The following is a 13,723-nucleotide window of genomic DNA, read 5'->3' as shown; positions in this document are numbered from 1 at the left end:
GTCCGCCGTCGGCGGAGATCAGGGTGGAGAGGATCTTGACCGTGGTGGTCTTGCCGGCGCCGTTCGGCCCGAGCAGGGAGAAGACCGTTCCTTCCGGAACGGCCAGGTCGACGCCGTCCAGGACGGTCCGGTCGCCGTAGGACTTGCGCAGGCCGTTCGCCGCTATGGCCAGGCCGGTCATGAGGGGTCCCCCTTCGTCGTTTCCTCTGCGTGGGCGGTCACAGGCTGCGGGCGCTGATGTCGCCGTGACCGGTGGTGGCGTGGATGCGCAGGCCGGCGGCGGCGCCGTCGGCGTTCCGGAGCGCGTTGTCGATCCGGCCGGACCCGGTGCCGGCGTCCAGCGTGGCGGAGACGCCGCGGGCGGCGCCGATCCTGATGCCGCCCGCCTCGGTACGCAGGGTGACCGTGCCGCCCAGGGCCTCGGTGATGTCGATGTCGCCCTTCCGGGTGCTGATCGCGGCGTCACCGCCCAGGCGGTCGATGCTGACGTCGCCAGCGAGGACGGTCACCCGGGCGGCGGCGCTCTCCTCGAGCTCGACCGTCCCCCGGGCGACCTCGACGGAGACGTCGCCGAGCCGGCCGGTGCCGTGGAACTCGACGTCGGACGCCTTGGCCTCGACGCGGGAGCCGGCGGGCAGCCGCACCGTCACCTCGACGGCGCCGGAATGACCGGTCAGCCGGCTCTCCGGCTCGCCGGCCCCGATCCGCAGGGTGTCGCCCTCGAAGGCGGCCTCGATCCGCTCCGCCGCCCTGACGTCACGGTTCCTGGCGGCGTCGGCCGGCAGGACCTCGACCGTGGCGTCCGCCCGGTCGGAGGCGACCAGCCGGACGCGGCCGGCGGGGATGTCGAGGACGACCGTGGTCTTCGTGGTGGTGGCGAACGTGTGCATGGTGCTCTCCTTCGTCCGGGCCGCGGAGTGCGGCGCCGCGTTGTTTCCGATGGTGGAAAGCTACGTTGCGTTCACGATGTCCGGCAACACGATTGTTGCAATGGAAATGAAAAATCGCAGGTGAATGCTGGTATTTCGTTGCATGAAACCTGAAGAGAACGCAACGAAGCGCTCCTTCGTTCGTTGCAACCGCTGGATCGCGGGCCTAGGATGGAGGCACCCTCACGCACCATGAAGGAGTCCTCGATGCCGGGAGGCAGGCTCACCCAGCAGGAACGTCAGCGGATCGCGCTGGGTCTGGCCGACGGCCTCGCCTACGCGGAGATCGCCAGGCGCCTGGAACGTCCGACCTCGACCGTCACCCGCGAGGTCATGCGCAACGGCGGACCCACCGCCTACCGGCCCGACCTGGCCCACCGCGCCGCCGAGCGGCGCACCCGGGGCCGGCGCACGGCCCCGCCGAAGGACACGGCGCCGCCGCGGGGGAGGGACGGGCGGGACGGCGAGGCGGTGCGCGAGTTCGAGGAGGCGTTCACCACCGTCCTGATGCAGACGGGGCTGCCGAAGATGATGGCCCGGGTGGCGTCCTGCCTCTACACGACCGACGAGGGCAGCCTGTCCGCGGCCGAACTCGCCCAGCGCCTCCAGGTCAGCCCGGCGTCCGTGTCCAAGGCCGTGACGTACCTGGAGGCCCAGGGGCTGCTCCGCCGTGAGCGCGACGAGCGCCGCCGCGAACGGTACGTCGCCGACGAGGACGTCTGGTACCAGTCGATGCTGGCCAGCGCCCGGGGAACCGCGGCGCTGGCCGACGCCGCGCGGGAGGGGGTCGGCGTCCTCGGTCCGGACACCCCGGCCGGCGACCGGCTGGAGAGCATCGCGCGCTTCGTCGACTTCGTCTCGGAGAGCATCGTCCGCGCGGCCGAGGAGGCCCGCGACCTCCTCCACGCCAAGCCCGAAGCCCCCGCCGCGCCGCGCGCGGAGCACTGAGGCGGGGCGGTGGGCGCACCGGCCGGGCGGGGGTCGGGTCGCCGCCCGGCCGGGCGCGGTCGGGGAGCGGCCTACGCGGCGGGCGAGGCCGGACCGGCCGGCCCGGTGCCGCGGCCGCCGAGGAGGGTGTCCGCGGTGTGCCAGGCGGCGGGGGAGAGCAGCGGGCGCAACCGGAGCAGCAGGGCCATGAGGTGGGGTCCCTGGCGGGCGCGGAAGGCCGGGTCGGCCCGGGCGATGTCCAGTTCGTTGGCGGCGGTCAGCTCGGCCAGGTCGCGACGCTGCTGGAGGGAGAGCGAGCGGGTCCGGCCGGTGAAGCGCTCGACGTAGCGGCCCGAGGGATGGGTGAGCGACGGATAGGTCGCCGCCCGGTCGCAGACCGCGTAGAGGTGGACCAGGGCCTCGGCCTCCGGGCCGATCACCAGGGCGAGTTCCGCGCGGCGGGCCAGGCCCAGCACGGCCGGGGCGAACGCCTCGGTGCCGTAGGCGGCGTGGCACAACCCCGCCAGCTGCAGGGTGGGCCTGGCGTCCCAGAGCGCGAGGAGCGCCCGGACGCGCACCAGGTGCTGGAGGAGCGTGCCGCCCGGATGCGCGATGGCGTCCGCGCCGAGGCGGCGTAACAGGACGACGGCACGGTCGGCCGCCGGTGGGGGAGCGGGCACGGCTGCGCCTCCTTCGAAGCGGGCCTTTCGGCGGGGATCGGGTCGGCACCCGCGCGCGGGAGGCTGCCCGCCGGTCGTCGTGAACCGGTCAGGTGCCAGGGGGACGCGGGTTGCCGCCCGGGGCTGCCCTTCCCCACGATCGTCGGGCCTGGGGGCGAGGCAGGTCAATCCTTGGGTTTGCTTGCCAACCCTCAGCGTCTGCTTGGGTGTTGCTAGCGTGTGGGCGTGACCCTCGACGACCTCCGGGTGTTCGTGGCGGTGTGCCGGGCCGGCTCGCTCAGCGCGGTGGCCCGGGAACTGGGCTGCACCCAGTCGGCGGTGAGCCAGCACGTGAAGCGGCTGGAGAAGGAGACCCGCGTCAGCCTGCTGGAGCGCCAGCCGCGCGGCGTGGTCCCGACGGCGGCCGGGCGCATCCTGTGGGACGCCGCCTCCGACGGCCTCGCCGGGCTGGACCTGGCGCTGCGCCGGCTCGGCGACCTGGTGGACGGCGAGAGCGGCGCGGTCCGGGTGACCACCGGCGGCACCACCGTGCGGCACTTCATGGCCGACGCCATCGTCGAGTTCCGCCGCCGGCACCCCCGGGTGAGCCTGGAGTTCCGGACCGAGACGTCCAGCCGCCGCTGTTTCGACGCGCTGCTCTCCAGCAACCTCGACCTGGCGTGGATCACCATCGGCGAACCGGTGCGCGGCATCGAGCAGCGCCCGGCCGTCGAACTGCCGTGGGTGCTGGCGGTACGGGAGGACGACCCGCTGGCGGAGCGGGAGCACGTGCGCGTCGCCGACCTCGCCGACCTCCGCCTGGTGCGGCTTCCGTCGAACTCCACCTCCGGCGAGCAGCTCGACGTGGCGCTGGCCGGGTCGGGCCTGCGGGCCGGCTCCGGCACCAGCGTGGCCGACTGGGACACCGCCCTGCTCCTGGCCGAACTGGGCCTGGGACACGCGGTGATCCCGGAACTGCCGGGGCTGCGGGGGCCGGGTGCGGGCGCCGCGGCCGGTGCGGGCGGACCGCTGCGACTGGTGCCGGTGCCGGAGCTGCCGCCGCTCCAGGTGGGGTGGGCGGTGCGGCGCTGGGACGCGCTGCCTCCACAGGCCCGGGCGTTCGCGGACACGGTCGTCCGGGCGTTGACGGTCTGACCCCCACCTCGACCTGACCCTCACCTCAACGGGTGAGGGGGCGCCCCGGACCCCGTCATCCCCCCTTCGCTGGTGAGGGTGACGCCCGCGGTGGTCGCGCACCGTTTTTCCACAGGTCAGTTCCGGCCGGATGGCGCGGTTCGAACGGTGGTCGTGTCCGGTCGCCCCGGGTGAGGGCGAGGGGGATTTTCCGGTCTCACGCAGCGTGATCGCCTCCGTACTCGACCGTCTCTGCCCACCGGTGTCGCACTCTGATCGGGACGACTGAATACGGCACATATCGTGCGGTGCTTTTCAGACATCGAACATCGTTCGAGGTGCCTGGGGGCCCCTCGCGGTGTCAGTAATCTCCTGGTCCGGAGCAGTGTGATAGAGGGGCGCGGGTCCGGAGGGGGCCGTTTCCGGCCCGGGTTTGCACCGATGCGCCCGGGGACGTACGCCCGGCCCGGCTGCTCCGTTGGGGGGATCACGTGCAGCTGAGGAATTGGCGTGAAGACATCCGTGCCGGGCGTCCGGCGCTGCTGTCCGGGCCGTGGGAGAGCGCGGACCGGGCGGGCCACACCCACGACCCGAACGAGGTCACGGTGCAGCTCGACGGCGTGGGCCGGGAGGTCGGGGAGGAACCGGGGGCGGCGTCGCCGGCCGGTGCGGTGCGGGGAGAGGGGGCGGACGGACCCGTCTTCGTCGACGAGTCCGGCCGCCGCGGCCGGCGCTACCGGCGCATCGGCACAGGGGTCGGCGTGGCCTGCGCGGTCTACGCGGTGGTCATCGCGGTGACGCTGCTGTCCGGGAACTCCCACGCCCCGTGGATGCCGGCGCCGGGGCGGCAGCAGGAGCGGGGGCCCGGCGCGGACGGCGCGGTCACCGGGCCGCCGCCGGCCGACCGCGCGAGGCCGTCCGGGGCGCCGGCCCGGATGCCCGGCGGGCGGCCGAGCGGGGCGGCGGCCCGTGACGCCGTCCCGCGGCCGTCGCCCGGCCGCCGTGCCGCTTCGCGGCGCGCCGCGTCAGTCCAGGACCGGCAGCAGCTCCGGCAGGTGCCCGTCCGAGGCCGTGGCCGCCCGCCGCCGCTCCTCGGGGACCTCGCCGTAGAGCGTGGTGCGCGGCCGGGAGGGCCGCCCCGCCGCGTCGGCGATCGCCACCAGGTCCGCGACCGACCGGTAGGAGCCGTAGGAGGAGCCGGCCATCCGGGAGATGGTCTCCTCCATCAGCGTCCCGCCCAGGTCGTTGGCGCCCGACCGCAGCATCTCGGCCGCGCCCTCCGTGCCCAGCTTCACCCAGCTGGTCTGGATGTTGGGGATGTACGGGTGCAGCAGCAGCCGCGCCATCGCCGTCACCGCCCGGTTGTCCCGCACCGTCGGCCCCGGCCGCGCGATGCCCGCGAGGTAGACCGGCGCGTTGGTGTGCACGAACGGCAGCGTCACGAACTCCGTGAACCCGCCGGTGCGCCGCTGGATGCCGGCCAGCGTCCGCAGGTGCCCCAGCCAGTGCCGCGGCTGGTCGACGTGGCCGTACATCATCGTCGACGACGAGCGGATGCCCAGCTCGTGCGCGGTGGTGACCACCTCGATCCAGGTGGCCGTGGGCAGCTTGCCCTTGGTCAGCACCCAGCGCACCTCGTCGTCGAGGATCTCGGCCGCCGTTCCGGGGATGGTGTCCAGGCCCGCCTCCTTGGCGGCGGTCAGCCACTCCCGGATCGACATCCCGGTCCGGGTCGCGCCGTTGACGACCTCCATCGGCGAGAAGGCGTGCACGTGCATCCCCGGCACCCGCTCCTTCACCGCCCGCGCGATGTCGAAGTAGGCGGTCCCCGGCAGGTCCGGGTGGATGCCGCCCTGCATGCAGACCTCCACCGCGCCGACGTCCCACGCCTGCTGGGCGCGGTCGGCGACCTGCTCCAGCGACAGCGTGTACGCGTCGGCGTCGGTGCGGCGCTGCGCGAAGGCGCAGAAGCGGCAGCCGGTGTAGCAGACGTTGGTGAAGTTGATGTTCCGCGTGACGATGTACGTCACCTCGTCCCCGACCGCGGACCTCCGCACGTCGTCGGCGACCCGGCACAGCGCGTCCAGCGCCGCCCCGTCCGCGTGGAACAGGGCGAGCGCCTCCTCGTCCGTCAGCTTCGTGGGGTCGTCCGCCGCCGTGCGCAGCGCGGCCCGCACGTCGCCGTCGATCCGCTCCGGGACCATGCCGGGGGCCGCGGCCTCGCGCAGCGACTCCCAGTCGCCGTAGACCTCGTCGAAGTCGTCCCGCCGGTCGGCGGTGCGGCCCTCGGAGTCGATGGTGCGGTGCAGGTCCGTCCGGCCCGACGGGGTGAACGCCTCGTCCGGCTCCTGCCAGGGGCGCCCCTCGACCACCGCGTCCGGCACCGCCAGACCCGTCTCCGGGTCGGCCAGCGCCCGCACGTGCGGCAGCACCCGCGGGTCCAGCCAGGGCTCGCCGCGGCGCACGAACTCCGGGTACACGCAGAGCCTCTCCCGCAGCTCGAAGCCGGCCGCCGCGGACCGCTCGGCCAGCTCGTCGATCCGCGGCCACGGCCGCTCCGGGTTCACGTGGTCGATGGTGAGCGGCGAGACGCCGCCCCAGTCGTCGATGCCGGCCCGGATCAGCCGCTCGTACTCGGCGTCGACCAGGTTCGGCGGCGCCTGGAGGCAGGCCGACGGGCCCATGACCACCCGCGCCACCGCCACCGCCGCGACCAGCTCGTCCAGCTCCGCGTCCGGCATCCCCCGCATCGCGGTGTCCGGCTTGGCGCGGAAGTTCTGGATGATCAGCTCCTGCACCGAGTGGTAGGCGCGCGCCACCTTGCGCAGCGCGAACAGCGACTCGGCCCGCTCCTCGTAGGTCTCGCCGATGCCGATCAGGATGCCGCTGGTGAACGGCACCGAGGAGCGGCCCGCGTCCTCCAGCACCCGCAGCCGCACGGCCGGCTCCTTGTCGGGGGAGCCGTGGTGCGGCCCGCCCGGCTCGGACCACAGCCGGGTCGCCGTCGTCTCCAGCATCATCCCCATCGACGGGGCGACCGGCTTGAGCCGCTGGAAGTCCGTCCAGCTCAGCACCCCGGGGTTGAGGTGCGGCAGCAGGCCCGTCTCCTCCAGGATCCGGATGGAGACCGCCCGGACGTAGGCGATGGTGTCGTCGTAGCCGTGCGCGTCCAGCCACTCCCGCGCCTCCGGCCAGCGGTCCTCCGGCTTGTCGCCGAGGGTGATCAGCGCCTCCTTGCAGCCCATCGCGGCGCCGCGCCGGGCGACGTCCAGTACCTCGTCCGGCGACATGAACATCCCGTGTCCCGCCCGGCGCAGCTTGCCGGGCACGGTGACGAAGGTGCAGTAGTGGCACTTGTCCCGGCACAGCCGGGTGAGCGGGACGAACACGCTCTTGGAGTACGTGATGACCCCGGGCCGCCCGGCCGCCTCCAGTCCCGCGTCCCGCACCCGCGAGGCGGTGGCGCACAGGTCGTCGAGGTCGGCCCCGCGCGCCTGCAGCAGCACCGCCGCCTCGGCGACGTCCAGCGTGACCCCGTCCCGGGCCCGCCTGAGGGCACGGCGCATGGAGTTCTCGGTCGGCGGGTTCTGCGTGGGGCGGCCCGGTCCGGAGCTGGCGGAAGTCGTCATCCCCCGAGCATACGAGCGGGACGAGCTGGGCAAACAAGGGCGTCCCACTCGGTGGTCCGGGGCTCCCGTCACGAAATCCTCCTCCGGCCGTCCGCGTTCCCTGTTACCTTCACGCCCACTTTGCTGAGTACACGTCAGAGGGGGCGGTTCGTGGACGAGAACGGTCGGCGCAGACGCGGAGTGGTCGCCTGGACGGCCGCCGCGCTGCTGGCGGCGACGCCGGGGGTGGCGGTCGCCACCGGGAACACGCCGCCGACGCGGCCGGTGGCGGAGGACCTGCGGACCGGCTCCGCGCCCTGTGCGGCAGGGGAGGCCGCACGGTACCTGGGCTCGGAGCCCGTGCTGCGCCTGGTCCTGCGCGATCCCGACGCCTACAGCCAGGTCTCGGGCGAGATCGAGGTGTGGTGGGCCGGGGCGGACGGCACCGGGGAGCGGCGCACCCTGACGACTCACGCCGCGCCGTCGGGCAGCACGTTCACCCTGTCGCCGTCGTTCGCCGTGCCGAGCGGGACGCGCGTCTCCTGGCGTGCGCGCGCCGTCGACCAGCACGGCGAGCGCTCCGCCTGGAGCGACGAGGCGGGCGGTCACGCCTGTGAGTTCATCATGGACACGGAGCGGCCCGGGACGGTGACGGTCACCTCGGACCACTACCGCGAGGACGCCGGATGGCAGGACGGCGTCGGCGTCCACGGCGGCTTCACCTTCGACTCGCCCTCGGACGACGTGGTCGCCTACCGGTACCACTTCATCGACGGGACGTACAGCACCGTGGAACCCGAGGAGATGGGCGGACCGGCCGCGATCCGCTTCATGCCGCGGAAGCAAGGCCCCGATCACCTGACCGTCCAGGCGGTCGACCGGGCCGGTAACGCCGGTTCGCAGACCACCTTCCGGTTCCTGGTCGACAAGGGCCGCGCCCCCGTCGCCCACTGGAGGCTCGCCGACGCCTCCGCCGGGACCGGACCGGCGCTGCGGGCCGAGGACGGCGTGACGTTCGTGGACACCGCGCCCTTCGGCACCGGCCTCACCGGCAGCGCGCGCCTCGACGGCAAGGGCGGCGGCTACCTGACTCCGGACGCGCCGGTGGCGGACACCGGGAAGACGTTCGCGGTCGGCGGCTGGGTGCGGCCGGGGACGACCGGCCGTGCCATGACGGTGGCGAGCCAGGACGCGGCCGACGGCACCTCCGCCTTCACCCTGGGCCTGCGGCCCGCCGGAGACGGCGGCGCCGAGTGGTCCTTCGCCTTCGGCGGCGCCACCGTCGCGGGTGGCGGCCCCGAGACGGGCGACTGGGCCCACGTGCTGGGCGTCTTCGACACCGAGGACGACACCGTCGGCCTCTACGTGAACGGCAGGCCCGCCGGCGGGAGGGCGAAGGCCGGTCCCGTCGCCGCTCCGGGCGCCTTCCAGCTCGGCCGCGCCCGCGGCGAGGGCGGACAGCGCTGGCAGGGCGACCTCGCGGACGTCCGGGTCTGGGACCGCGTGATGGTCCCCGAGGAGGCCGCGGAACTCGCCGGGCAGCAGCCGCAGGACCTCGGCCGGTGGGACTTCGAGTCGGTGACGGACGGGCCGGTGCCGGGCGGCGCGGGCGGTCCGCTCACGCCGCACGGCGGTGCCACCGTCTTCCGGGAACCGGAGGACGACTGCTGGTGGAACCCTGACTGCGTCCCCCCGCCGCCCGCCCTCGTGGGCGCGGCCCACCTGGAACTGGACGGCTCGACCGGCCACGCGGCCACCGAGGGACCGGTGGTGGACACCTCCGGCAGTTTCACCGCCTCCGTCCAGGTCCGGCTGGCCGACGCCGAGCCGGCCGGACCGATGACGGTCCTCTCCCAGGGAGGGGAGCACGGCGACGCGTTCAAGGTCCGCTACGACCCGGCCGGGAAGGCGTGGCAGCTGGTGATGACGGACGGGGAGGGACCGGACGCCACGGAGACCGTGGCCGCGCGGGTGGTCCTGCCGGACGGCGGACGCGGCGACGGCCACCAGATCTCGGTGGTGCACGACGACGCCGCCGACCGGATCCTGCTCCACGTGGACGGCGTCGAGGCGGCCTCCGCCTCCTTCGACGCCCCGTGGGCGGCCGGGGGACCGCTCCAGGTCGGCCGGGGCCGCACCGGGGGCGGCTGGGGCGAGTACCTCCACGGCGCGGTCGACAACGTCCAGGTGTTCACCGGCGTCGTCGACGGGTCGCGCATCCCGCTGCTGCGGTGGTGAGCCGCTGACGACCGGCCCAGGACCAGGCGCCCGCCCCTCGCCCCGCGAGCGGCGGGCGCCGCCGGTTCCGCGCCGGGCGCGCGGACGCTGTGTGCGTCCAGGGGGGATCCCGTGGAAGCGCGGGCACCACGGGAGCCGTACATGCGCATCGGCCAGAATTGCCCGTTCCGCCCGGACCGCCGGGCGACTAGCGTCGCCAGCGACCGGGCCCCGGGCCGACCGCGGGCGCGGGAGGACGCAGGCGTGGTGACGGCCGTGGGAGGTCGGGCGGTGGCTGGTGCGTGGGGCCGGGCCGAGTTGCAGGACTTCCGGAGCAGGGTGCGCGGCGTGGTGCTCGGAACGGCCGTGGGCGACGCGCTGGGCGCGCCGCTGGACGGGCTGACCGCCGAGGAGATCGTCGCCGCCCACGGCCCCGAGGGGCTGACCGCGCCGGTCCCCGCGTACGGGCGGCTCGGCGCCGTCACCGGCGTCACCCAGCTGTCCCTGTTCACCGTGGACGGCCTGATCCGCGCCCAGGTGCGCCGCGACACCGGCGCCTGGCACCCGCCGAGCGACCTGTACCGCGCCTGGCGGCGCTGGACGGCGACCCAGGACGACTGGGGGCCGGACGAACGCCGCAAGGACGACGGCTGGCTGGCCCGGGAGGAGTGGCTCTACGCCCGCCGCGCCCCGCACGGCCCCACCCTGCTGGCGCTGCGCGGGAAGACCATGGGCACGCCCGCCGGCCCCAGGAACCCCGGGGAGCGCGGTCCGCACGCGGCGGCCCGGTCGGCGGCGTTCGGCCTCCTGGTCGGCTGGGAACCGCGGCTGGTGGCCCAGCTGGCCGTGGAGTGCGCCACGCAGACCCACGGCCACCCCACGGCCTACCTGGCGGCCGGGGCGTACGCGGTCACCGTGCACGGCCTGGCGCGCGGGGAGGCGCTTCCGCAGGCCCTGCGGACGGCGATCGGGGCGATCGCGCCCTGGCCGGGCCACCAGGAGGTCACCGGGGCCCTGACGGCCGCGCTGGAGGCCGACGAGGAGCCCTTGGCCCCCCTGGAGGCCGACGCGGGCGCCGACGAGGTGCTGGCCGCGGCGGTCCGCTGCGTACGGGACGGGGAGGACGTGCGGCACGCGCTCTGCCTGGCGGTGAACCTCGGCGGCCCGGCGAGCGTCACCGGTGCCCTGACCGGCGGGCTGCTGGGGGCGCTCCACGGGGAGACCGCCCTGCCGCCCGCGTGGCTGGCCGAGATCGAGGGGCGTCCCACGCTGGTGGTGCTGGCCGACGACTTCGCGGTCGAGATGACCCAGGGACCGGCCCTGCACGGCCCCTCCTACGCGTCCCCCGGCTGGCTGGCCCGCTACCCGCGCGGGCCCCGGGCCGAGGACTGAGGGCCGCCGGGCGGGGCCTGCCCGGCGGGACCCAGGTGCTCCGCGCGCCGGCGACGGGCGAGCCCCCTCGGCCAGGACGGCGAGCCGGACGAGAGGGCTGCACGGGCTGGTGCCCTTGGCGCCGGTGGGACCGGCTTCCGCGACGGAGGGTCAGACTCCGGCGAATCCGCCGTGGTTGATGCCGGAGACGAACGCGCTCCACGAGTCGGCGGGGAAGGCGAGCGTCGGGCCGGCCGGAACCTTGGAGTCCCGCACGGCGAGCTCCTCGCGGACCGGCGACTTGACCTCCACGCACGCCCCGTTGCCGGTCGAGTAGGACGACTTGGTCCACGCGGGAGTGGCGCCCTGACGAATAGCCATTTTTACTCCGAGTTGACTGAGAGTGACGATCGGGGTGAACCGAGCCAACCGTCCGTGACCGTTGGCGTGATCGACGCTACTCGCCGCCTCGTGCTTCGGAGGCATCCATTCACTCGTGAGGATGGCATGTACCAATAGGCTCTACCGTCACAGCAGTTGTCCGTGTACGGTTCGCTTTTTTGCCGGTGGCAAAGTCCAGCGGCAACGGATCGAGGGTCAACGTGTCACCCTGCGTGACCGGCTACGGACGCGGCCGGGCCGTCACGCCCACGGTCACGCGTAGGACTTCGCGATGTCCTCGATGAACTGCCGGGACTGCTCCACGTTCAGCGCCTGTGCCCGCAGGTGCTCGTACATCACGCTGTACTTCTGCACGTCGTTCGGCTTCTCCAGGTAGAGGTCGCTGGTGACGCCCTCGATGTAGACCACGCTGGAGTCCGACGCGTCGGGGAACTCCAGGATGGCGTACTGCCCGTTGAGCCCCGGGTGGGCGCCCAGCTCGAACGGGATCACCTGCACCGTCACGTGCGGCATCTGCGCCTGCTCGACCAGGTGCTCCAACTGCTCGCGCATCACCGCCCGGTTGCCCACGACCCGCTTCAGCGCCGCCTCGTCGAGCACCGTCCACAGGCGCAGCGGGTTCTCCTGGGCGTTGATCCGCTGTTGCCGGCGCAGCCGCACCTGCACCCGCTTCTCGATGTCCGCGGCCGCCGTCTCCGGCAGCGCGCCGGTGATGAGCGACTCCGCGTACTGCCGGGTCTGCAGCAGTCCCGGCACCACCTGGGGGTCGTAGACGCGCAGGCTGGCCGCGTCGGTCTCCAGGCCGATGTAGACGCTGTAGGGGATGTCGCCGAAGGAGTGCCACCAGCCCTGCTGGCGCGAGTCCTTGGCCATCTGCATCAGCGACTCGACGATCCGCTGGTCCTCCACCTCGTAGACTCCGCACAGGTCGCGGACGTCACGCTGGCTGATGGACCGGCGGCCGTTCTCCAGCCGGCTGATCTTCGACTGCGAGACCAGCAGCCGCTCCGCCACCTCCTCGGCGGTCATGCCCTTCTGCTCGCGGAGCCGACGGAGCTCCTGGCCCAGGCGGCGGCGCCTGACGGTGGGGTTGACACTGGACGCCACGGACGGCACCTCCGGCTGCGTACCTCGACTTTGCGTATCTGCTGTTCAGCAGATTGCCACCCGGGTGCGGACCGCCGCTGGGAAACGGCGCACAACGGCCGCCCACGCGTGAACCCCGGGTGCGCGATGTTCCGCCCCGGGGGGCGGGGGCCGCACCAGGATTCACACTTTCGGGTTCGGCTTGACGTCTCGCATTGACAGCTGCCCCCGGAACGGACCGAGCCCGGGCGGGGCGGCGGACACGGTCGGTCCGCCACCCCGCCCGGGCGGGTGACTCATGGCCCGGCTCAGGGCCGGGCGGTCCGGGTCAGCGCGCCACGGCCCTGACCATGGGCCCCGGATGCGGCTGCGCCGCCACACCCCGGGCCACCTCCTGCGGAGCCGTGGCCCGCCCGTGCGCCGGGACCGGGGCACGGCCGCCGGGCGCCTGCGCGCGGCGCGGCTGTGCCGCCACGCCGTTCTGGACGTCCATCACGGCGTGCGCCACGAGGCCGCCCATCGGGTCGTGCCGGATCAGGTCCCGCAGCCGGGAGCGGGCCGAGCGGCCCTCGTTCCCCGGGTACAGGTGCTTGCCGAGGCCGACCGCGTGGGCCAGCGCCGCGAGCGCGGCGGTCCTGGGGTCCGGTGGGACGCCCGTCTTGATCGCCGTGTCCAGCCGGGCCCTGATCTCCCGGCTGATCGCCGTGTCCGTCGCCTGGTAGCGAGTCGTCGGCAGCACCCCGCACATCGGACCGGCGACGGCATGCACCATGCCGCACCGCTCCAGGTGCGCGAGATACGTCTGGCGGAGCCCCAGGCGGGGCCCGCCGATCCAGTGGACCGCGCGCACCGGGGCGCCGCGCCTGCGCAGCAGCTCCAGTGCGTGGTCCAGAGTCGGATCTCCTGTCGGCCGTGGCATCACCACGGAGATACGATCCCCGTCCGGGGCTATCCGTCCGGCCATGGCCAGCTCGACGAGCTGTGCTCCGGCCAGACCCAGGTCGAGCGACTGAGGCTGTGCAGTGGTGCCCGTGGCCGGGTCCAATGCCAGCAGCAGAAGCTCCTCCGGAAGTGTTCTGCGGCTCTTGCCCATCCATGCCTCCCCGCGTGGATGTACGACAGGGTGACCCCTCTCACACTCATCTGTCGAGAGTGCGAGCCCGCTATCGGACGGAACCGGCAGGTATGTCGTTCTCGTCCCTGCGGGAGGGCCGGGAGCGCTGACGCGACACTGGAACGGTCCGGACGGTGGCCGCCGGCGATGACGGTCGGCTGGTTGGGCAGGCGCACGGGGAGTGCGCGGCGTATGGAGGAGGCAGTGGTGGCGGGCGAGTCCCCCGACAGGTCGAAGCAGCGAGATTCCTCGGCGGACAGGACGCCGGGCACGGGG

At 74.1% G+C, this 13,723-nt stretch carries 11 protein-coding genes and 1 pseudogene; 5 read left to right on the top strand and 7 right to left on the bottom strand.

Features of this window, described 5'->3' with window-relative positions; translation table 11 throughout:
• Positions 1-181 (bottom strand): annotated as a pseudogene (locus A2U95_RS09120) (ATP-binding cassette domain-containing protein); the annotation flags it as partial.
• A 37-nt stretch (positions 182-218) separates the two neighbouring features.
• Positions 219-890 (bottom strand): DUF4097 family beta strand repeat-containing protein, encoded by a 672-nt coding sequence (locus A2U95_RS09115; RefSeq protein ID WP_166021671.1) that lies wholly within the window; start codon positions 888-890, stop codon positions 219-221.
• Here A2U95_RS09115 and A2U95_RS33360 point away from each other — a divergent pair.
• Together A2U95_RS33360 and A2U95_RS09110 are read left to right on the top strand one after the other, a co-directional pair.
• Positions 889-1,014 (top strand): hypothetical protein, encoded by a 126-nt coding sequence (locus A2U95_RS33360; protein ID WP_277350871.1) that lies wholly within the window; start codon positions 889-891, stop codon positions 1,012-1,014. The genes A2U95_RS09115 and A2U95_RS33360 overlap by 2 nt on opposite strands.
• Positions 1,015-1,136: 122 nt before the next feature.
• Entirely contained in the window at positions 1,137-1,877 is a 741-nt protein-coding gene (locus A2U95_RS09110; protein ID WP_166021670.1) for a GbsR/MarR family transcriptional regulator, read from the top strand.
• A 71-nt stretch (positions 1,878-1,948) separates the two neighbouring features.
• Here A2U95_RS09110 and A2U95_RS09105 read toward each other — a convergent pair whose 3' ends face one another.
• On the bottom strand, positions 1,949-2,536 hold the full coding sequence (locus A2U95_RS09105) for a DUF6817 domain-containing protein (protein ID WP_166021669.1): 588 nt from the start codon (positions 2,534-2,536) through the stop codon (positions 1,949-1,951).
• A gap of 225 nt (positions 2,537-2,761) precedes the next feature.
• On the opposite strand from A2U95_RS09105, the gene A2U95_RS09100 reads away from it, so the two are divergent.
• Entirely contained in the window at positions 2,762-3,670 is a 909-nt protein-coding gene (locus tag A2U95_RS09100) for a LysR family transcriptional regulator (RefSeq protein WP_166021668.1), read from the top strand.
• A gap of 1,004 nt (positions 3,671-4,674) precedes the next feature.
• Here the strand turns inward: A2U95_RS09100 and A2U95_RS09095 are convergent.
• The gene (locus tag A2U95_RS09095) at positions 4,675-7,278 is read right to left on the bottom strand and encodes a bifunctional FO biosynthesis protein CofGH (RefSeq protein ID WP_166021667.1); all 2,604 of its coding nucleotides are present in this window, start codon (positions 7,276-7,278) and stop codon (positions 4,675-4,677) included.
• A gap of 150 nt (positions 7,279-7,428) precedes the next feature.
• Between A2U95_RS09095 and A2U95_RS09090 the strand changes: the two genes are divergently transcribed.
• Positions 7,429-9,495 (top strand): laminin G domain-containing protein, encoded by a 2,067-nt coding sequence (locus A2U95_RS09090; protein WP_240957249.1) that lies wholly within the window; start codon positions 7,429-7,431, stop codon positions 9,493-9,495.
• Between the two features lie 255 nt (positions 9,496-9,750).
• Complete coding sequence (locus tag A2U95_RS09085; protein ID WP_240957441.1) at positions 9,751-10,866, top strand: ADP-ribosylglycohydrolase family protein; 1,116 nt, start codon at positions 9,751-9,753, stop codon at positions 10,864-10,866.
• A 150-nt stretch (positions 10,867-11,016) separates the two neighbouring features.
• Here the strand turns inward: A2U95_RS09085 and A2U95_RS09080 are convergent, their stop codons facing one another.
• The 3 genes from A2U95_RS09080 to A2U95_RS09070 all read right to left on the bottom strand — a co-directional run bounded on the left by A2U95_RS09080 (position 11,017) and on the right by A2U95_RS09070 (position 13,426).
• Complete coding sequence (locus A2U95_RS09080; protein WP_166021665.1) at positions 11,017-11,226, bottom strand: DUF397 domain-containing protein; 210 nt, start codon at positions 11,224-11,226, stop codon at positions 11,017-11,019.
• Positions 11,227-11,499: 273 nt separating this feature from the next.
• Positions 11,500-12,354 (bottom strand): helix-turn-helix domain-containing protein, encoded by an 855-nt coding sequence (locus tag A2U95_RS09075; protein ID WP_166021664.1) that lies wholly within the window; start codon positions 12,352-12,354, stop codon positions 11,500-11,502.
• Between the two features lie 307 nt (positions 12,355-12,661).
• On the bottom strand, positions 12,662-13,426 hold the full coding sequence (locus A2U95_RS09070; RefSeq protein ID WP_166021663.1) for a GOLPH3/VPS74 family protein: 765 nt from the start codon (positions 13,424-13,426) through the stop codon (positions 12,662-12,664).
• Between the last annotated feature and the right edge of the window lie 297 nt (positions 13,427-13,723).

Origin of the sequence: Streptomyces chilikensis (genome assembly GCF_001642695.1) — a bacterium.
Taxonomy (GTDB): Bacteria; Actinomycetota; Actinomycetes; order Streptomycetales; family Streptomycetaceae; genus Streptomyces; species Streptomyces chilikensis.
Note: the sequence above shows the minus strand (reverse complement) of the source record. Positions and strands in the feature narration are given on the sequence as shown.